The organism is Pseudomonas sputi (assembly GCF_021603585.1).
Taxonomy (GTDB): Bacteria; Pseudomonadota; Gammaproteobacteria; order Pseudomonadales; family Pseudomonadaceae; genus Aquipseudomonas; species Aquipseudomonas sputi.
In genome coordinates this window covers 244,628-263,384 of sequence record NZ_BQHI01000001.1, presented here as the reverse complement: position 1 = coordinate 263,384, position 18,757 = coordinate 244,628, and the positions used below count along the sequence as shown (strand labels likewise).

Annotated in this window: 17 protein-coding genes; 14 read left to right on the top strand and 3 right to left on the bottom strand. The window is 58.5% G+C overall.

What is annotated here, in order from left to right; genetic code table 11:
• The first annotated feature begins 84 nt into the window (after positions 1–84).
• The 3 genes from aat to infA all read left to right on the top strand — a co-directional run bounded on the left by aat (position 85) and on the right by infA (position 1,862).
• Complete coding sequence (gene aat / locus L6D81_RS01200; protein ID WP_236177562.1) at positions 85–765, top strand: leucyl/phenylalanyl-tRNA--protein transferase; 681 nt, start codon at positions 85–87, stop codon at positions 763–765.
• A gap of 58 nt (positions 766–823) precedes the next feature.
• On the top strand, positions 824–1,531 hold the full coding sequence (locus tag L6D81_RS01195; protein ID WP_236177561.1) for an arginyltransferase: 708 nt from the start codon (positions 824–826) through the stop codon (positions 1,529–1,531).
• A gap of 112 nt (positions 1,532–1,643) precedes the next feature.
• The gene (gene infA / locus L6D81_RS01190; RefSeq protein WP_002553999.1) at positions 1,644–1,862 is read left to right on the top strand and encodes a translation initiation factor IF-1; all 219 of its coding nucleotides are present in this window, start codon (positions 1,644–1,646) and stop codon (positions 1,860–1,862) included.
• Between the two features lie 173 nt (positions 1,863–2,035).
• Here infA and clpA read toward each other — a convergent pair whose 3' ends face one another.
• Together clpA and clpS are read right to left on the bottom strand one after the other, a co-directional pair.
• Complete coding sequence (gene clpA, locus L6D81_RS01185; protein ID WP_007951436.1) at positions 2,036–4,306, bottom strand: ATP-dependent Clp protease ATP-binding subunit ClpA; 2,271 nt, start codon at positions 4,304–4,306, stop codon at positions 2,036–2,038.
• A 30-nt stretch (positions 4,307–4,336) separates the two neighbouring features.
• Positions 4,337–4,720, bottom strand: a complete 384-nt coding sequence (gene clpS, locus L6D81_RS01180; RefSeq protein WP_011334948.1) for an ATP-dependent Clp protease adapter ClpS — start codon at positions 4,718–4,720, stop codon at positions 4,337–4,339.
• A gap of 224 nt (positions 4,721–4,944) precedes the next feature.
• On the opposite strand from clpS, the gene L6D81_RS01175 reads away from it, so the two are divergent.
• Complete coding sequence (locus tag L6D81_RS01175; protein ID WP_276574190.1) at positions 4,945–5,241, top strand: cold shock domain-containing protein; 297 nt, start codon at positions 4,945–4,947, stop codon at positions 5,239–5,241.
• Positions 5,242–5,320: 79 nt separating this feature from the next.
• Here the strand turns inward: L6D81_RS01175 and icd are convergent, their stop codons facing one another.
• Entirely contained in the window at positions 5,321–6,577 is a 1,257-nt protein-coding gene (gene icd, locus L6D81_RS01170; RefSeq protein ID WP_007951441.1) for an NADP-dependent isocitrate dehydrogenase, read from the bottom strand.
• A 481-nt stretch (positions 6,578–7,058) separates the two neighbouring features.
• On the opposite strand from icd, the gene L6D81_RS01165 reads away from it, so the two are divergent.
• From L6D81_RS01165 to aceA, 10 genes are all read left to right on the top strand, one after another.
• Positions 7,059–9,284: an NADP-dependent isocitrate dehydrogenase gene (locus tag L6D81_RS01165; RefSeq protein ID WP_236177560.1), complete on the top strand. Its 2,226-nt coding sequence runs from the start codon at positions 7,059–7,061 to the stop codon at positions 9,282–9,284.
• Between the two features lie 408 nt (positions 9,285–9,692).
• The gene (locus L6D81_RS01160) at positions 9,693–10,358 is read left to right on the top strand and encodes a hypothetical protein (protein ID WP_236177559.1); all 666 of its coding nucleotides are present in this window, start codon (positions 9,693–9,695) and stop codon (positions 10,356–10,358) included.
• Between the two features lie 79 nt (positions 10,359–10,437).
• The gene (locus tag L6D81_RS01155; protein ID WP_236177558.1) at positions 10,438–10,884 is read left to right on the top strand and encodes an NUDIX hydrolase; all 447 of its coding nucleotides are present in this window, start codon (positions 10,438–10,440) and stop codon (positions 10,882–10,884) included.
• A 59-nt stretch (positions 10,885–10,943) separates the two neighbouring features.
• Entirely contained in the window at positions 10,944–12,068 is a 1,125-nt protein-coding gene (gene mnmA / locus L6D81_RS01150; protein ID WP_236177557.1) for a tRNA 2-thiouridine(34) synthase MnmA, read from the top strand.
• The gene (gene hflD, locus L6D81_RS01145) at positions 12,065–12,688 is read left to right on the top strand and encodes a high frequency lysogenization protein HflD (protein WP_236177556.1); all 624 of its coding nucleotides are present in this window, start codon (positions 12,065–12,067) and stop codon (positions 12,686–12,688) included. The genes mnmA and hflD overlap by 4 nt, the downstream gene beginning before the upstream one ends.
• 127 nt (positions 12,689–12,815) lie before the next feature.
• Complete coding sequence (gene purB / locus L6D81_RS01140) at positions 12,816–14,186, top strand: adenylosuccinate lyase (RefSeq protein WP_236177555.1); 1,371 nt, start codon at positions 12,816–12,818, stop codon at positions 14,184–14,186.
• An 86-nt stretch (positions 14,187–14,272) separates the two neighbouring features.
• Positions 14,273–15,448 carry a ribosomal protein uL16 3-hydroxylase gene (locus L6D81_RS01135; RefSeq protein WP_236177554.1) on the top strand — a complete coding sequence of 392 codons (1,176 nt, stop codon included), beginning with the start codon at positions 14,273–14,275 and terminating at the stop codon, positions 15,446–15,448.
• Entirely contained in the window at positions 15,441–15,866 is a 426-nt protein-coding gene (locus L6D81_RS01130; RefSeq protein ID WP_236177553.1) for a GNAT family N-acetyltransferase, read from the top strand. The genes L6D81_RS01135 and L6D81_RS01130 overlap by 8 nt, the downstream gene beginning before the upstream one ends.
• A gap of 162 nt (positions 15,867–16,028) precedes the next feature.
• Positions 16,029–16,781: a secretin N-terminal domain-containing protein gene (locus tag L6D81_RS01125; protein ID WP_236177552.1), complete on the top strand. Its 753-nt coding sequence runs from the start codon at positions 16,029–16,031 to the stop codon at positions 16,779–16,781.
• A 476-nt stretch (positions 16,782–17,257) separates the two neighbouring features.
• The gene (gene aceA / locus L6D81_RS01120; protein ID WP_039767419.1) at positions 17,258–18,583 is read left to right on the top strand and encodes an isocitrate lyase; all 1,326 of its coding nucleotides are present in this window, start codon (positions 17,258–17,260) and stop codon (positions 18,581–18,583) included.
• Positions 18,584–18,757 lie beyond the last annotated feature (174 nt).

Below are 18,757 nucleotides of genomic sequence, written 5' to 3'. Positions count from 1 at the left end.
ACGGAGGACATTCGCGTCATTTCCCGGCACACTTTACTGCGGGCTCACTGCCCACCGCCCTCCCCTTCTGCCAGCCCGGACGCCATGCTGACTTGGTTACAACGCAACTCACTGACTTTCCCGCCACTGGAAAAAGCCATGCGCGATCCCAACGGATTGCTGGCGGCCGGTGGCGACCTGTCCGCCGACCGCTTGATCCAGGCCTATCGCCATGGCTGCTTTCCATGGTTTTCCGAAGGCCAGCCGATTCTCTGGTGGTCGCCGGATCCGCGCACCGTCCTTTTTCCCGACGAACTGCACGTCTCGCGCAGCCTTGGCAAATTGATGCGCAAGCAGCGCTATCAAGTCACCTTCGATCAGGATTTCGACGCCGTGATCCGCGCCTGCGCCGCGCCAAGGGAATATGCCGATGGCACCTGGATAACAGAGGCGATGCAGGACGCCTATATCCAATTGCATCGGCGTGGCCTTGCCCACTCGGTAGAAGTCTGGGATCAGGGCGAACTGGTCGGCGGCCTGTACGGCCTGGCGATGGGGCAACTGTTCTTCGGCGAGTCAATGTTCAGCCGCGCGGACAATGCTTCCAAGTACGGCTTTGCGACACTGGTGCAACATCTGAAAGAAGCGGGTTTCGTACTGATCGACTGCCAGATGCCGACCGACCACCTGCACAGCCTCGGCGCCCGGGCCATTTCACGGCAGACATTTGCCGAGTATCTGTCCCGGCACCTCGATCAACCCAATCACGCGACCTGGGTTTGCTGAGCGCCTTTTGCGCGCGTGGCTTACACTTAATTCACCAGCTTACCCTTGAGGGTTGATCATGACCGAGTTGGCGCGCTTGAAGTTCTATGCCACTCAGCCTCACTCCTGCAGTTATCTGCCCGAGGAACAGGCGACGACCCTGTTTCTCGATCCGAGCCAGCCCATGGATGTGCATGTCTACGCAGACCTGTCGGAAATGGGCTTTCGTCGCAGCGGTGACCATCTGTACCGTCCGCATTGTCAGAACTGCAATGCCTGCGTGCCCGCGCGCATCCCGGTGGCACCGTTCAACCCCAACCGGCAGCAGAAACGCATTTTCAAACGCAACACCGATTTACAGGTACGACCGGTCAAGCCTGCGTTCAGCGAAGAATATTTCGACCTCTATCAGCGCTACATCGAACAACGCCATGCCGACGGCGACATGTATCCGCCGAGCCGCGATCAATTCTCGACGTTTCTGGTGCGCGACCTGCCCTTCTCACGCTTTTACGAGTTCCGGCTCGACGGGCGGTTGCTGGCAGTCGCCGTCACCGATCTGCTGCCCAATGGCCTGTCGGCGGTCTACACGTTTTACGAGCCGACCGAGGAACGCCGCAGTCTGGGCCGCTACGCCATCCTCTGGCAAATCGCCGAAGCCCAGCGCTTGGGGCTTGAAGCGGTTTACCTCGGATACTGGATCAAAAACTGCAAAAAGATGAACTACAAGACCCAATATCGGCCTATCGAACTGCTGATCAATCAGCGCTGGGTCGTCCTGAACTGAATGCAAACCCTAAACCCCTTGGCGTAAACCCCATTTTTCGGGCACAATGCACGCCGCTTTTGCCTGGCGCAGTTGCACCGGGCCATTCATTGGATACCGAGGGCTTTACTGCATGTCGAAAGAAGACAGCTTCGAAATGGAAGGCACTGTCGTCGACACCCTGCCCAACACCATGTTTCGTGTGGAGTTGGAAAATGGGCACGTCGTAACCGCGCATATTTCCGGCAAGATGCGCAAGAACTACATTCGTATTCTTACCGGTGACAAAGTGCGCGTCGAGCTGACGCCCTATGACTTGAGCAAAGGGCGTATTACTTACCGCGCTCGCTAATCAAGTCAATACAAGACGCCCGGCTTAATGCCGGGCGTTTTTGTGTGTGCATGTTTTTTGGGGTTTGGGTGAATATCCGTTGCTGCGGTAACGGACATACCCCAAAAACCAAACCCGCAAACAGCAAAAAGGCGCCCGAAGGCGCCTCTCGCTTTACAACAGACCAACAACCATCAGGCCATTTCCGCAGTGGTCTCGAAGTCAAACGTCAGCTCACCATCCTTGATGTCGATGTGAACCACACCGCCATGCTCGGCCAGCTCGCCAAACAGAATCTCCTCCGCCAGCGGACGCTTGATCTTGTCCTGGATCAGACGTGCCATCGGACGGGCGCCCATGGCCGAATCGTAACCACCGGCCGCCAGCCAGCTGCGCGCCGCATCGGTCACTTCCAGAAGCACCCGCTTGTCTTCCAGCTGCGCCTGAAGCTCGGTGAGGAACTTGTCCACCACGCTCTTGATAACCTCATGACTGAGGCGACCAAACTGAATGATGGTATCCAGGCGGTTGCGGAATTCCGGCGTGAAGCTCTTCTTGATCACTTCCATCGCATCGGACGAATGGTCCTGATGGGTGAAACCGATCGAAGCTCTCGCCGCCGTTTCAGCACCGGCGTTGGTGGTCATGATCACGATCACGTTGCGGAAATCCGCCTTGCGCCCGTTGTTGTCGGTCAGCGTACCGTGGTCCATCACCTGCAACAGCAGGTTGAAGACTTCCGGATGCGCCTTCTCGATTTCATCGAGCAGCAATACGCAATGCGGTTGCTTGGTGATCGCCTCGGTCAACAGACCGCCCTGATCGAAACCGACGTAACCCGGAGGCGCACCGATCAAACGCGATACGGTGTGGCGCTCCATGTACTCGGACATGTCGAAGCGAACCAGTTCGATCCCCAACGCCTTGGCCAATTGACGCGCGGCTTCGGTTTTACCGACGCCGGTCGGCCCTGCGAACAGGAACGAACCGACAGGCTTGTCAGGCGACTTGAGACCGGCACGGGACAGCTTGATCGCAGTCGACAGCGAATCGATCGCCGCATCCTGACCGAACACCGTGAGTTTCAGGTCACGCTCGAGGTTGCGCAGCAGCTCCTTGTCGGAGCTGGTGACGTGCTTCGGCGGAATCCGCGCAATTTTCGCAACGATGTCCTCGACTTCAGGCACTTCGATGCGTTTCACGCGCTTCTCGACCGGTTGCAGACGCTGGTAGGCGCCCGCCTCGTCGATCACGTCGATGGCCTTGTCCGGCATGTGCCGGTCATTGATGTAGCGCGAAGCCAGTTCCGCAGCGGCGCGCAACGACTCATCGCTGTATTCGATGTTGTGATGCTGTTCGAAGCGACCTTTCAGGCCACGCAGGATTCCGATGGTGTCTTCCACCGACGGCTCGACGACATCGACCTTCTGGAAGCGACGCGCCAGGGCGCGGTCTTTTTCGAAGATGCCACGAAATTCCTGGAACGTGGTCGAGCCGATGCAGCGAATGTCGCCGGACGACAGCAGCGGCTTGAGCAGGTTCGAGGCGTCCATCACGCCACCGGACGCAGCACCCGCACCGATAATGGTGTGGATCTCGTCGATGAACAGGATGGCCTGCGGACGTTTTTTCAGCTCATTGAGCAGCGCCTTGAAGCGCTTCTCGAAATCACCGCGATACTTGGTGCCCGCGAGCAGAGCGCCCAGATCGAGGGAATAAACGACGCTGTTGGCCAGCAGGTCTGGCACCTGGTTGTCAACAATACGCTTGGCAAGGCCTTCGGCAATCGCGGTTTTACCCACGCCTGCCTCGCCCACCAGCAGCGGATTGTTCTTGCGACGACGCGCCAGAATCTGCGCGACACGCTCGACTTCCGTTTCACGCCCGACCAGCGGATCGATCCGGCCCTGGCGTGCGAGTTCGTTGAGATTGCTGGCATAAGCGTCCAGCGGATTGCCTGAAGAAGAAGACTCACCGCCCTCATCGTCCTGCATATCTTGTTCACCTTCAGAGTGATCGCCATGCCCCGGCACTTTGGAAATACCGTGGGCGATGTAATTGACGACATCAATGCGTGCAACGCTCTGCTGTTTCAGCAGGAACACCGCCTGACTCTCTTGCTCACTGAAGATTGCAACCAGCACGTTGGCGCCGGTCACTTCGCGTTTGCCCGAGCTCTGCACATGAAAGACAGCACGTTGCAGCACACGCTGGAAGCCCAGGGTTGGCTGGGTTTCGCGATCCTCGTCATGGACGGGGATCAGTGGCGTGGTGGAGTCGATGAACTCCTGCAGGTCGTGCTTGAGTTTGTCGAGGTTTGCGCCGCAGGCACGTAATACGGTGGCGGCAGCCTCATTGTCCAATAGGGCCAGCAGCAGGTGTTCGACGGTCATGAATTCATGACGCTTCGAACGTGCCTCCTTGAAGGCAAGATTGAGGGTGACTTCGAGCTCGCGGTTTAACATAGCTTCACCTCATACCCAAGTGGTCGGCGATTAACCGTCCTTCTCGATTTCACAGAGTAGCGGATGCTGGCTTTCCCTGGCGTACTGGTTGACCTGCATGGCCTTTGTCTCGGCGATGTCGCGGGTAAACACTCCACATACTGCCCGCCCTTCTGTATGGACGGCCAGCATGACCTTGGTCGCCAGCTCGCGATTCAGGTTAAAAAACACCTCGAGCACTTCGACGACGAAATCCATCGGTGTGTAGTCATCGTTGAACAAAACCACCTTGTACATCGGCGGCGCCTGTAACGCAGGCTTTGCTTCCTGAACAGCAACGCCTGCCGAATCGTCGTCGTGCTCCTGTGGAAGATCCTTTTGGAGAAGCGGGCGATCCTGATTGAATGTTAGTCGAATCTGGCTGATTGCATGCATGGAAAGAAAGGTTCGTCAGTTGTGCAAATACAGTGGTGGGGGCGGCTTGACACGTTTTCAACTCCGACTGCCCGGTCACCTTGACTATCGGGAAAACGGTGTTACAACCAATAGAACCCACAGTGGGTAAAAAAGATCCGCGGAGTCAATCTTTTTAACGGATTCGACTGCGGATGAATTGGATGATACTCCAGCGATGGAGACTGTTGCAGAGGGATTTGAGCATGGCTGTCGGCAAGGTGAAATGGTTCAACAATGCCAAGGGGTTCGGTTTCATCAATACCGACTCCCGCGAGGGGAAGGACGAGGACGGCAAGGAGATCGATTTCTTTGCCCACTATTCCGCCATTAAAATGGACGGATACAAAACCCTCAAAGCCGGGCAAATCGTCAAATTCGATATCATACAAGGGCCCAAAGGCCTGCATGCCACAAATATTCAGAATGTCGAGGCCGCGAAAGATCCCGCCTCGGCCGCCGTTGCTGCGGCAGCCGCTCAACACCAGTCAGTGACCAGCTGAAGCAACCCGAATACTTGCCAGAAAACAAACCGCCCGGCTCGATTACTCGAGCCGGGCGGTTTCGTTGCAACTGCCTTTCTTACATGTGCTTGATCAGCGCTTCACCGAAGCCCGAAGAAGACACCAGCGTGGCGCCTTCCATCAGACGTTCGAAGTCGTAGGTCACGGTCTTGGCCTTGATTGCGCCATTGGTGCCCTTGATGATCAGGTCGGCCGCCTCGGTCCAGCCCAGGTGGCGCAGCATCATCTCCGCCGACAGAATCACCGAGCCCGGGTTGACCTGGTCCTTGCCGGCATATTTCGGCGCGGTACCGTGGGTTGCCTCGAACATGGCCACGGTGTCGGACAGGTTGGCACCCGGCGCGATACCGATACCGCCCACTTCCGCCGCCAGGGCGTCGGACAGGTAGTCACCGTTGAGGTTGAGGGTGGCGATCACATCGTATTCGGCCGGACGCAGCAGGATCTGCTGGAGCATGGCGTCGGCGATGGCGTCCTTGACGACGACTTCGCGGCCGGTTTTCGGGTTCTTGAATTTCATCCATGGTCCGCCATCGAGCAGCTCGGCGCCGAATTCTTCCTTCGCCACCTCGTAACCCCAGTCCTTGAAGGCACCTTCGGTGAATTTCATGATGTTGCCCTTGTGCACGATGGTCAGCGACTTGCGGTCGTTATCCACTACGTATTGCAGGGCCTTGCGCACCAGACGCTTGGTGCCTTCTTTCGAAACCGGCTTGATGCCGATGCCGCAGTCCTGATCGAAACGGATCTTGGTGACGCCCATTTCTTCTTTCAGGAACTTGATGACCTTGGTGGCCTCGGGGGAGCCGGCCTTCCATTCGATACCGGCATAAATGTCTTCGGAGTTTTCGCGGAAGATCACCATGTCGACGTCGCCGGGCTTTTTCACCGGGCTTGGCACGCCTTCGAACCACACCACCGGGCGCAGGCAGACATAGAGATCGAGCTGTTGACGCAGGGCAACGTTGAGGGAGCGGATGCCGCCACCGACCGGGGTGGTCAGCGGGCCCTTGATGGAAACCACGTAATCCTTGACCGCGTCCAGAGTTTCCTGCGGCAGCCAGGTGTCCTGGTCATAAACCTGGGTTGCTTTTTCGCCAGCATAAACCTCCATCCAGGAAATCTTGCGCTTGCCCCCGTAGGCTTTTTCTACGGCAGCATCAACCACTTTGATCATCACAGGGCTGACGTCGACGCCAATGCCGTCACCTTCGATGAAGGGAATGATCGGGTTATCAGGGACATTGAGAGAATGGTCTGCGTTGACGGTGATTTTGTCGCCGACGGCTGGAACCTGAATCTTCTTGTAACCCATGCTGAACTCCATTGTTTGGATTGAACATCTGGCTTGGTTCGAGCGTAACCCAGTTGAATCAACACGCAAACCCTCTGTTCCGGGCGCGGCCACATCTCGTTTCGTACAAGCCTGAAAGCAAAGGGAAAAGCGCCAATCTCAAGCATTCACGGCGACTCTACGCCCCACCCCGCCCTGCGACCTTTAGACCAATGGACGAGAATCGTTGCGTATGAACCATCGGCAGATTGCCAGCTACCTATGTATAATGCCGCCCGCTGACCAAAGGGTCACGACGGCTGGCCTCTCTAGCACGAGACTTTCCGCCTGATTGGTCGGGTTGTTACCGCAGTCCGACTGCTTGACGCTCTACTGATGCACCCAACATCACCGCGAAGATTCTCGACATTCGGTTCATGGATGACTTTGAACGAACGCGCTTACCCGGCGCCCCTCGAGTTTCTGCGCACGCTTTAGCAAAGAAGAGAGAGTTAATCCGAATATGCCCACCCGCTCGAAGATCATCTATACCTTCACCGACGAAGCTCCAGCCCTCGCCACCTATTCCCTGCTGCCGATCATCGAGGCTTACACCGCCTCGGCCGATATCGCCGTGGAAACCCGCGATATCTCTCTTGCAGCACGTATTCTGGCCAGCTTCCCCGAGCAACTGGGCGACAAAGCCGTAGCCGACCACCTCGCCGAACTGGGCGACCTGGCCGTTACGCCTGAAGCCAACATCATCAAGCTGCCGAACATCAGCGCCTCGGTTCCGCAGCTGCAAGCCGCGATCAAAGAACTGCAAGCCCAGGGCTACAACCTGCCGGACTACCCGGAAACCGTGACCAGCGACGCCGACAAAGACGCCAAGGCGCGCTACGACAAGGTCAAGGGCAGCGCCGTGAACCCGGTTCTGCGCGAAGGCAACTCCGACCGCCGCGCTCCACTGTCGGTCAAGAACTACGCGCGCAAGCACCCGCACAAAATGGGCGCCTGGGCCAAGGACTCCAAGTCCCACGTCGCTCACATGAGCACCGGCGATTTCTACGGCAGCGAAAAGGCTGCCCTGATCGACGCCGCCGACGCCGTGAAGATCGAGCTGATCGCCAATGACGGCACCGCTACCGTCCTGAAAGAAAAAACCACCGTTCAGGCGGGCGAGATCCTCGACTGCTCGGTGATGAGCAAAAAGGCCCTGCGCGCGTTCATCGCCGCTGAAATCGACAACGCCAAGCAACAAGGCGTGCTGCTGTCGGTTCACCTGAAAGCCACCATGATGAAGGTCTCCGACCCGATCATGTTCGGCCAGATCGTTGCCGAGTTCTACAAGGACGCTCTGACCAAGCACGCCGACGTGTTGGCCGAGGTCGGCTTCAACCTGAACAACGGCATCGGCGACCTGTACGCTCGCATCAAATCCCTGCCGGCCGAGCAACAAGCCCAGATCGAAGCCGACATTCAAGCGGTCTACGCCGTTCGTCCGTCGCTGGCGATGGTCAACTCCGACAAAGGCATCACCAACCTGCACGTGCCGAGCGACGTAATCGTCGACGCCTCGATGCCGGCCATGATCCGTGACTCCGGCAAGATGTGGGGCACCGATGGCCAGCTGCACGACACCAAGGCTGTGATCCCGGATCGTTGCTACGCCACCATCTACCAGGCTGTGATCGAAGATTGCAAAGCCAATGGCGCTTTCGATCCGACCACCATGGGCAGCGTGCCAAACGTTGGCCTGATGGCGAAAAAGGCTGAAGAGTACGGCTCCCACGACAAGACCTTCCAGATCAAGGCCGACGGCGTGGTTCGCGTGACCGACAGCAAAGGCACCCTGCTGATGGAACAGGCTGTTGAAGCCGGCGACATCTTCCGCATGTGCCAGACCAAAGACGCGCCGATCCAGGACTGGGTCAAACTGGCCGTCAACCGTGCTCGCGCAAGCAGCACCCCGGCCATCTTCTGGCTGGACCCGATGCGCGCCCACGACGGCGTGGTGATCGAGAAGGTTCAGGCTTACCTGAAGGATCACGACACCGCTGGTCTGGACATCCAGATCATGGCGCCGGTCGACGCCATGAAGTACACCCTGCAACGCACCCGCGAAGGCAAGGACACCATTTCGGTGACCGGCAACGTACTGCGCGACTACCTGACCGACTTGTTCCCGATCATGGAACTGGGCACCAGCGCCAAGATGCTGTCGATCGTGCCGCTGATGAATGGCGGTGGCCTGTTCGAAACCGGCGCCGGCGGTTCGGCTCCGAAGCACGTGCAACAACTGGTCGAAGAGAACTTCCTGCGCTGGGATTCGCTGGGTGAATTCCTGGCCCTGGCCGCCTCTCTTGAGCACCTGGGTGTCAACTACAACAACCCGAAAGCGCTGGTGCTGTCCAAGACCCTGGATCAGGCCACTGGCCAGTTCCTCGACAACAACAAGTCGCCATCGCGCAAAGTCGGCAACATCGACAACCGCGGCAGCCACTTCTACCTGGCGATGTACTGGGCACAAGCCCTGGCCGCCCAGACTGAAGACGCCGCACTGCAATCGCAGTTCGCAACCCTGGCCAAGACCCTGACCGAGAACGAAGCGACCATCGTCGCCGAGCTCAACGCCGTTCAAGGCAAGCCAGTGGACATCGGCGGTTACTACCACGCCGACGCCGAGCTGATCAGCAAGGCCATGCGCCCAAGCGCAACCTTCAACGCGGCGATTGCTGCGCTGGTATAAGGTTGTAGCGCTGCAAACAAACCCCGGCTCTGTGCCGGGGTTTGCTTTTTTCAAAAGGCTGAAATTTTGTTTCCGGTCTTACTTACGCCACCCCTGAGAACCGAGCCTTATTCCACATCGCCGCAATAGATGATCGCAAAAGAGCATAATCAACTGTCAAAGTTGACAGGTCACAAGACTCGAGCAAGCCACTAATCTCAGAACACACGAAATAAAACATCTGCCACCGTCACTCACATAATATTCCCGGCCAAAATCCCCCCTATAACCAAGCAGCTATGGCCCAAGAATAAATAATGAGTGAGTCGAAATAACACCACGTATCACCGATGCAGACATCCGAGTTCCCACAAGAACTTTGAGAGAGAACGTTTTTTAGATACTTACAAGCCTCGCAAGGTGATAAGAATGAAACCGCTGAGCCTGCTCGTCAGTTTTGCATTGGCTGCGTTTACATCGTCAGCATCTGCCGACACGCTCTCATGGAATGACCCGGCAATCAGTGATGGGCCATGCACCGACCCTCCCGCCCTCCAGATCCCGCTACAATTCTTCAACACCCTGAAAGGCCTACCTCAAGGCTTCAGAGTCTATTTACCTTTTGGGAATAAGGCTTATTACCGCTGGATCCATCAGAAAATCAATGGTGGCGTGGCAGCGACAGATGAATCCCAAATTTTTGCCACCAAACCCAGAGTGACATTCCCGGACTTGCTGGCTCCACTATTCTGGGCGGTGGGAAAAGTTGATGTCTACGACCACACCCCCGTCGATAAATGGTATTACGTACAAGCCATCCCCAAAAACCTCATCGCTACTGACTTGAGTGTCAACATTGTCAATCCAAGCCCGGGATCGGCTCCTTATGGCTTTGGAGGCACAGACATTCCCTCTCGGTTTGTTTGGGCGGATCCCTACGTACTTGTCGAGTGGCACTGTTTTGCGGGCAATGTTCAAGTGGTTAATGTCATTTCATTAATACCTGCGCTTACAAGTGAACAGATTTCAAAAATCTCGGCTTTCCTGAAAAATTATGGCTTTCAATCAAAAAACTTTATGACTATGCCTTATTAAACAGAACTGCATGAATCGGTTGAGGACTACAACGCCTTGTTGTTTACTTGCGCCCCCCCCCTCCGAGCAAGAGCAGCCCATGAACTGGCAACCCCACATCACCGTCGCCACCATCGTCGAGGACAACGGTCGTTTCCTGATGGTCGAGGAACACAAGGCCGGGCGTAACGTGCTCAATCAGCCGGCCGGCCATCTGGATCCGGACGAAACCCTGATCGAAGCCGCCGTGCGCGAAACCCTCGAAGAAACCGGCTGGGACGTCGAACCCACCAGCGTAATCGGCATTTATCTGTATACCGCCCCGAGCAACGGCGTGACTTACCAGCGCGTGTGCTTCAGCGCCAAAGCCGTCAAACATCACCCGGAATATCAGCTGGACGACGGCATCGTCGGCGCCAAGTGGCTGACCCGCGACGAATTATTGACCCAGCGCGACAACTGGCGCAGCGAGCTGATCATCCGCTGCATCGACGATTATCTGGCCGGCAATCGCTTCGGTCTCGAACTGATCCGCCCTTCCCTTTAGCCTTGAGGCCGTGAGCCTGATAGAATCGCGTCCTTTTTCAAGACACTCATTGAATCCCTATGCGTGATCCAGCCCCTTCTGACACATCCAAGAAGCGCGTCATTGTCGGCATGTCCGGCGGCGTGGACTCTTCCGTTTCCGCTCTCCTGCTGATCGAGCAGGGCTATGAAGTGGAAGGCCTGTTCATGAAGAACTGGGAAGAAGACGACGGAACGGAATACTGCACCGCCATGGACGACCTGGCGGATGCCCAGGCCGTTTGCGACAAGATCGGTATCAAGCTGCACACCGCCAACTTCGCCGCCGAGTACTGGGACAACGTATTCGAACACTTCCTGGCCGAATACAAGGCCGGCCGCACGCCGAATCCGGACATCCTGTGCAACCGCGAGATCAAGTTCAAGGCGTTTCTCGACTACGCCATGATGCTTGGCGCCGATCTGATTGCCACCGGCCACTACGTGCGCCGCCGCGACATTGACGGCCGCACCGAACTGCTCAAGGGCCTGGATCCGAACAAGGATCAGAGCTACTTCCTGCACGCCGTTGGGGGTGAACAGATCGCCAAGACCCTGTTCCCGGTCGGCGAGCTGGAAAAACCGCAAGTCCGTGCAATTGCCGAGAAATACGAGCTGGCGACGGCCAAAAAGAAGGATTCCACCGGAATCTGCTTCATCGGCGAGCGCCGTTTCAGCGATTTCCTCAAGCAATACCTGCCGGCGCAACCGGGCGAGATCAAGACCACCGAAGGCGAAGTCATCGGCCGTCACCACGGCCTGATGTACCACACCATCGGCCAGCGTCAGGGCCTGGGCATCGGCGGTCTGAAAGACGCCGGCGACGAGCCGTGGTACGTGCTGCGCAAGGATCTGGACACCAACGAGCTGATCGTCGGCCAGGGCAACAACCATCCGTGGCTGTTTTCCAGCGCCCTGCTCGCTTCGGAAATCTATTGGGTCAACCCGATCGATCTGAGCCAGCCACTGCGCCTGACCGCCAAGGTTCGTTATCGCCAGGGCGATCAGGCCTGCACGCTGGAAAAAACCGCGACCGGCTATCGCGCCGTGTTCGACGAGCCGCAACGCGCGGTCACGCCGGGTCAGTCGGTGGTGTTCTATGACGGTGAAATCTGCCTCGGTGGCGGCGTGATTGAAGTCGCCGAGCCGTGGAGCGACCAGACATGAGCCCGACTCAGGAGCAATTGACCGCTCTGGGCGGCGTGTTTCTCGCCGCCGTGCTGGTGGACCGGATCGCCAGGACCGGCCAGACCAACGAAGCCGGCCTGAGCTGCATGCTCGGCAGCCTGCTGGTTCGCGACCCGAAAGACACGCTGGATGTATATGGCGGCGACGACATCAACCTGCGCGAGGGTTACCGCGCGCTGATCGGCGCCCTCGAGCGCGACCCGAGTACCTTGCAGCGCGAGCCGCTGCGCTACGCCCTGTCCATGCTCGGCCTTGAGCGGCAACTGGCCAAGCGCAACGACATGCTCGACGTCATCGGCAAACGCTTGCCGCAGATTCAGTCGCAGGTCGAGCATTTCGGCACGGCCCACGAAAACGTGATCGCGGCCTGCGGTGCGCTGTACCAGGACACCCTGAGCACACTGCGCCAACGCATTCAGGTGCATGGCGACATGCGCAATCTGCAGCAGCCGAGCAACGCCTCGAAGATCCGCGCCCTGCTGCTCGCCGGCATTCGTTCGGCACGCCTGTGGCGCCAACTTGGCGGTCACCGCTGGCAACTGGTCGTGAGCCGGCGCAAATTGCTCAAAGAGCTGTATCCGTTGATGCGCAGCGAGTAAATCGCCACGCAATAAAAGCTTTGTAGTCTGTAACGCGTAATACGCCGGTCAGTTGGCGACGGACCGGCGGATTTTTTCATGTATGATACGCGCCCCATTTCGTTGCCCGACTGTCCGAGAACACCCCATGCAGCTCTCTTCGCTCACTGCGGTTTCCCCTGTTGACGGCCGCTACGCCGGCAAAACCCAGGCCCTGCGCCCGATTTTCAGCGAGTACGGTCTGATCCGTGCCCGCGTTCTGGTTGAAGTGCGCTGGCTCCAGCGCCTGGCCGCTCACGCCGGCATCCCGGAAGTGCCAGCCTTCTCCGCCGAAGCCAATGCCGTTCTGAACGAACTGGCCGAGAACTTCTCGCTGGAGCACGCCGAGCGCGTGAAAGAGATCGAGCGCACCACCAACCACGACGTGAAAGCGATCGAATACCTGCTCAAGGAGCAGGCGGCCAAGCTGCCGGAGCTGGCCAAGGTCAGCGAATTCATCCACTTCGCCTGCACCAGCGAGGACATCAACAACCTGTCCCACGCCCTGATGCTGCGTGAAGGCCGTGACGACGTGATGCTGCCGCTGATGCGCCAGACGGCCAACGCCATCCGCGAACTGGCCCTGCGCTTCGCCGACGTGCCGATGCTGTCGCGCACCCACGGCCAGCCAGCTTCGCCGACCACTCTGGGTAAAGAGCTGGCGAACGTGGTTTACCGCCTCGAGCGTCAGATCGCTCAGGTTGCGGCCGTTCCGCTGCTGGGCAAGATCAACGGCGCTGTCGGCAACTACAACGCTCACCTGTCGGCCTACCCGCAGATCGACTGGGAAGCCAACGCCCGCGCCTTCATCGAAGACGAACTGGGCCTGAGCTTCAACCCGTACACCACGCAGATCGAGCCGCACGACTACATCGCCGAGCTGTTCGACGCCATCGCGCGCTTCAACACCATCCTGATCGACTTCGACCGTGACATCTGGGGCTACATCTCCCTGGGTTACTTCAAGCAGCGCACCATCGCCGGCGAAATCGGTTCGTCGACCATGCCGCACAAGGTCAACCCGATCGACTTCGAAAACTCCGAAGGCAACCTGGGCATCGCCAACGCACTGTTCCAGCACCTGGCGAGCAAACTGCCAATTTCCCGCTGGCAGCGCGACCTGACCGACTCCACCGTTCTGCGCAACCTCGGCGTCGGCTTCGCCCACAGCGTGATCGCATACGAAGCGAGCCTCAAAGGCATCAGCAAGCTTGAACTGAACGCTGACAAGATTGCTGCCGATCTGGACGCTTGCTGGGAAGTCCTGGCCGAGCCGATCCAGACCGTGATGCGCCGCTACAACATCGAAAACCCGTACGAGAAGCTGAAAGAACTGACACGCGGCAAGGGCATCAGCCCTGAAGCGTTGCAGACTTTCATCGATGGTCTGGACATGCCGGCCGCAGCGAAAGCCGAGCTCAAGCAACTGACCCCGGCCAACTACATCGGCAACGCTGTAGCGCAAGCCAAACGCATCTGATCGACCGCATGACCCGCTTGAGACGCCCGGCCGCGCCGGGCGTTTTTATTCCCGTCTGAAAAATGCTTTTTTTCAATAGGTTACATATGAATCCCGATATTCCTCTTCAACTTCTGGGTGGTCTTACGGCGCGCGAATTCATGCGCGATTACTGGCAGAAAAAACCACTGCTGATCCGCCAGGCATTTCCTGATTTCGAAAGCCCGATCGACGCCGACGAACTCGCCGGCCTGGCCCTGGAAGAAGAAGTTGAATCGCGCCTGGTGATCGAGCACGGCGAGCGTCCTTGGGAACTGCGCCGCGGCCCGTTCGCCGAAGACGAATTCAGCAAGCTGCCGGAGCGTGAGTGGACCCTGCTGGTGCAGGCGGTCGATCAGTTCGTGCCGGAAGTCAGCGAGTTGCTGGAGAATTTCCGCTTCCTGCCGAGCTGGCGCGTCGACGACGTGATGATCAGCTTCGCCGCCCCGGGTGGCAGCGTCGGTCCGCACTTCGACAACTACGACGTGTTCCTGCTGCAAGGCCACGGCAAGCGCAACTGGAAAATCGGCCAGATGTGCGACTCCGAAAGCCCGCTGCTGCAACACGCGGACCTGCGTATCCTCGCCGAATTCAACCAGACCGAAGAGTGGGTACTGGAACCGGGCGACATGCTATATCTGCCGCCGCGCCTGGCTCACTGCGGCGTTGCCGTTGATGACTGCATGACCTATTCGGTCGGCTTCCGCGCACCAAGCGCCGCTGAAGTGCTGACTCACTTCACCGATTTCCTCAGCCAGTTCCTGACTGACGAAGAGCGCTACACCGACGCCGATGCGAAACCGGTCAGCGATGACCCACATCAGATCCAGCACGATGCACTCGACCGCCTGAAAGCGCTGCTCGCCGAGCACATGAGCGATGAACGCCTGCTGTTGACCTGGTTCGGCCAGTACATGACCGAACCACGTTATCCAGAGCTGGTGGTCGGCCCGGAAGAAGTCGAGGAAGAAGACCTCCTCGGCGCGCTCGAAGATGGCGCCATCCTGATCCGCAACCCGAGCGCGCGCCTGGCGTGGTCGGACGTTGATGACGATCTGCTGCTGTTCGCCAGCGGCCAGAGCCGCTACCTGCCGGGCAAGCTGCGCGAACTGCTGAAGCTGATCTGCTCCGCCGACGCCCTGCACACCGACAACCTTGGTGACTGGCTGAGCGACGAAGACGGTCGCGGCCTGCTGTGCGAACTGGTCAAACAGGGAAGCCTGGGGTTCGCCGACGATGAATAAGATTCGCGTACGTGTTGCAGACTGGCAAAAGGACAACGCCGAGATCCGCCGCATTCGCGAAACGGTGTTCATTGCCGAACAATCGGTTCCACCCGAACTTGAGTGGGACGCCGACGACGCCACGGCGGTGCACTTCCTGGCCTTCGAAGGTGACTTTCCGATCGGCACCGCCCGCCTCTTGCCCGACGGGCATGTGGGCCGGGTTTCGGTGCTGAAGGACTGGCGTGGCCTGAAGGTCGGCGATGCGCTGATGCAAGCGGTCATCGCCGAAGCGGAAGCCCGCGGACTGCAACAGCAGAAGCTCAGCGCCCAGGTGCAGGCCACGGCGTTCTATGAGCGTCTGGGCTTCAATCTGGTCAGCGAGGAGTTTCTGGAAGCAGGGATTCCCCACGTAGACATGGTTCGTCACTCGGCTTAAGACCGAGGCACCGATCGCTCCTACGCTCTGCGGGGGAACGATCACGTAAAACGCCCCGCCATCTCACGATGCCGGGGCGTTTTGCTGTCTACGATTCAACTTGCCCCACCCCGGGCCGACAAACTGGCAATATCAAGCCTTTCGAAAGCGGAGATAACGGACATGTCCCTACGCACCCTGCTCACCACCTTGCTGCTCGGCTGCAGTTTTTCGGTGATGGCAGCCACAGAAGTCTTACCTCTCAAGTACCACACCAGCGCCGACATGCTGCCGGTGGCCCAGGACTTTATCGGTAAGGACGGCCAGGTCAGCGCCTATGGCAACCAACTGATCGTCAAAGCGGAGCCCGGCAAGATCGAAGAACTCAAGGACCTGCTTTCGCAGCTCGACACCGCGCCCAAGCGCCTGCTGATCACGGTCGACACCAACGAAAACAACGGCCGTGGCGACGAAGGTTATTCAGTCAATGGCGCGCAGACCCGGATCATCAGCCGCAGCACCGCCAGCCGTGACGGCGGCATTCAGCAGATCCAGGCCAGCGAAGGCGCACCGGCGCTGATCCAGGTCGGCCAGAGCGTGCCGATCACCAGCAGCCAGAGCGATTCGTATGGCGGTTACAGCAGCCAGACGCAATATCGCAACGTCACTCAAGGGTTTTATGTCACCGCCAGCGTCACCGGCGAAACCGTTCACCTGGCAATCAGTACCAACCGTGACCGCATGAGCCAGGAACGTCCCGATGTAGTGAACGTGCAAAGCACCGACACAACTGTCACCGGACGCCTGGGTGAGTGGATCACCCTCGCCGGCGTGAATCGCCAGACCCAGGCTGACAAACAGGGCCTGGCCCGCAGCTACTCGACTCAGGGCCGGGATGACATGACGTTGCGGGTGAAAGTCGACACGCTGGACTAAAGCACCAAAAACTGACTGATTAGTCGTATTAGACGAAAGATGTAGTGCTTGAAAAAAAGCACTACAAAACGTTTGACGAGCCAAAAAAGCAAAGGCATGATGGCCTCGCTCCCGCTAATCAGAGGCCCTGGCAAGGGCCTTCGAAGCGCTGCTCGCAACCACCCCCGCGAGCCGTTTCGTGTCTGTACCGCCCACAAGGCGTGTTTGACGAGGTTGCCGACTGGAACGAAGTTGTCCCGAGGGACGGAAGCGTAATTAGGTAACCCGGCTTTACACTGTCGTTCGTATAAAGGCCCACGACGCCCGAATGCGCCCACCAGTTCGCCTTTACCTGCTCACTTCCCCTCGAGCCCATCGTTCATCCCGTCGCCTGCCCCGCCGAACCCGACCTGACCGCCTAAGCTTCTGGTCAGCGAGCGCAAGGAATTTTCCACCGCAGAACAACTTTTCATAAAGACGCGACGAGGTTTATCTCCATGGCACTGACACGCGAACAGCAAATTGCAGCCCTTGAAAAAGACTGGGCTGAAAACCCGCGCTGGAAAGGCGTGACTCGCAATTACTCCGCTGCTGACGTCGTCCGTCTGCGTGGCTCGGTTCAACCAGAGCACACCTTTGCAAAAATGGGCGCCGAAAAACTGTGGAACCTGGTCACCCAGGGTGCCAAGCCGTCCTTCCGCCCAGAGAAAGATTTCGTCAACTGCATGGGCGCCCTGACCGGCGGCCAGGCTGTGCAGCAGGTTAAAGCGGGGATCCAGGCGATCTACCTGTCGGGCTGGCAAGTTGCGGCAGACAACAACTCCGCCGAATCGATGTACCCGGACCAGTCGCTGTACCCGGTGGACTCGGTTCCAACCGTGGTCAAGCGCATCAACAACTCGTTCCGTCGTGCCGACCAGATCCAGTGGAAAGCCGGCAAGAACCCTGGCGACGAAGGCTACATCGACTACTTCGCGCCAATCGTGGCTGACGCTGAAGCCGGTTTCGGCGGCGTACTGAACGCCTACGAGTTGATGAAGAGCATGATCGAAGCAGGCGCCGCCGGCGTTCACTTCGAAGACCAACTGGCTTCCGTGAAGAAATGCGGCCACATGGGCGGCAAGGTTCTGGTTCCAACCCAGGAAGCCGTGCAGAAGCTGACCGCTGCTCGTCTGGCTGCCGACGTTGCCGGTGTACCGACCATCATTCTGGCCCGTACCGACGCCAACGCCGCCGACCTGCTGACTTCCGACTGCGACCCTTACGACCAGCCGTTCGTGACGGGCACCCGTACCCAGGAAGGCTTCTACAAGGTTCGTGCCGGCCTGGACCAGGCAATCGCCCGTGGCCTGGCCTACGCGCCGTACGCCGACCTGATCTGGTGCGAAACCGCCAAGCCGGACCTGGAAGAAGCCCGTCGTTTCGCTGAAGCGATCAAAAAGGAATACCCGGACCAGATCCTGTCGTACAACTGCTCGCCTTCCTTCAACTGGAAGAAAAACCTGGACGACGCGACCATCGCCAAGTTCCAGCGCGAACTGTCCGCCATGGGTTACAAGCACCAGTTCATCACCCTGGCCGGCATTCACAACATGTGGCACAGCATGTTCAACCTGGCGCACGACTACGCCCGCAACGACATGACTGCCTACGTGAAGCTGCAAGAGCAGGAATTCGCTGACGCCGCCAAGGGTTACACCTTCGTGGCTCACCAGCAGGAAGTGGGCACCGGCTACTTCGACGACATGACCACCGTGATCCAGGGCGGCACGTCCTCGGTGACCGCGCTGACCGGTTCGACCGAAGAAGAACAGTTCCACTGATCGACTTCGACTGAGCGAACGGCCTTTGCGGATCGTATAGAAAGCTAACCGCATTGCCGAAAAACTGACGCCCCGACTGGTTCGGGGCGTTTTTTTGCCTGAGCCTTTCCGGACTCCTCAGCAATTGGCAAAGCCTGTCAGGCAAAACATTGATCCAGAGCGGTATCCGCATCG

What these genes read in the sequence shown, in the direction of transcription:
- clpS (WP_011334948.1), bottom strand. Translation starts at nt 4,720, where the DNA reads ATGCATGCAATCAGCCAGATTCGACTAACATTCAATCAGGATCGCCCG.
- L6D81_RS01130 (WP_236177553.1), top strand. Translation starts at nt 15,441, where the DNA reads ATGAATAAGATTCGCGTACGTGTTGCAGACTGGCAAAAGGACAACGCC.
- clpA (WP_007951436.1), bottom strand. Translation starts at nt 4,306, where the DNA reads ATGTTAAACCGCGAGCTCGAAGTCACCCTCAATCTTGCCTTCAAGGAG.
- purB (WP_236177555.1), top strand. Translation starts at nt 12,816, where the DNA reads ATGCAGCTCTCTTCGCTCACTGCGGTTTCCCCTGTTGACGGCCGCTAC.
- icd (WP_007951441.1), bottom strand. Translation starts at nt 6,577, where the DNA reads ATGGGTTACAAGAAGATTCAGGTTCCAGCCGTCGGCGACAAAATCACC.
- L6D81_RS01135 (WP_236177554.1), top strand. Translation starts at nt 14,273, where the DNA reads ATGAATCCCGATATTCCTCTTCAACTTCTGGGTGGTCTTACGGCGCGC.
- L6D81_RS01175 (WP_276574190.1), top strand. Translation starts at nt 4,945, where the DNA reads ATGGCTGTCGGCAAGGTGAAATGGTTCAACAATGCCAAGGGGTTCGGT.
- L6D81_RS01160 (WP_236177559.1), top strand. Translation starts at nt 9,693, where the DNA reads ATGAAACCGCTGAGCCTGCTCGTCAGTTTTGCATTGGCTGCGTTTACA.
- hflD (WP_236177556.1), top strand. Translation starts at nt 12,065, where the DNA reads ATGAGCCCGACTCAGGAGCAATTGACCGCTCTGGGCGGCGTGTTTCTC.
- L6D81_RS01155 (WP_236177558.1), top strand. Translation starts at nt 10,438, where the DNA reads ATGAACTGGCAACCCCACATCACCGTCGCCACCATCGTCGAGGACAAC.
- aat (WP_236177562.1), top strand. Translation starts at nt 85, where the DNA reads ATGCTGACTTGGTTACAACGCAACTCACTGACTTTCCCGCCACTGGAA.
- L6D81_RS01195 (WP_236177561.1), top strand. Translation starts at nt 824, where the DNA reads ATGACCGAGTTGGCGCGCTTGAAGTTCTATGCCACTCAGCCTCACTCC.
- L6D81_RS01165 (WP_236177560.1), top strand. Translation starts at nt 7,059, where the DNA reads ATGCCCACCCGCTCGAAGATCATCTATACCTTCACCGACGAAGCTCCA.
- mnmA (WP_236177557.1), top strand. Translation starts at nt 10,944, where the DNA reads ATGCGTGATCCAGCCCCTTCTGACACATCCAAGAAGCGCGTCATTGTC.
- infA (WP_002553999.1), top strand. Translation starts at nt 1,644, where the DNA reads ATGTCGAAAGAAGACAGCTTCGAAATGGAAGGCACTGTCGTCGACACC.
- aceA (WP_039767419.1), top strand. Translation starts at nt 17,258, where the DNA reads ATGGCACTGACACGCGAACAGCAAATTGCAGCCCTTGAAAAAGACTGG.
- L6D81_RS01125 (WP_236177552.1), top strand. Translation starts at nt 16,029, where the DNA reads ATGTCCCTACGCACCCTGCTCACCACCTTGCTGCTCGGCTGCAGTTTT.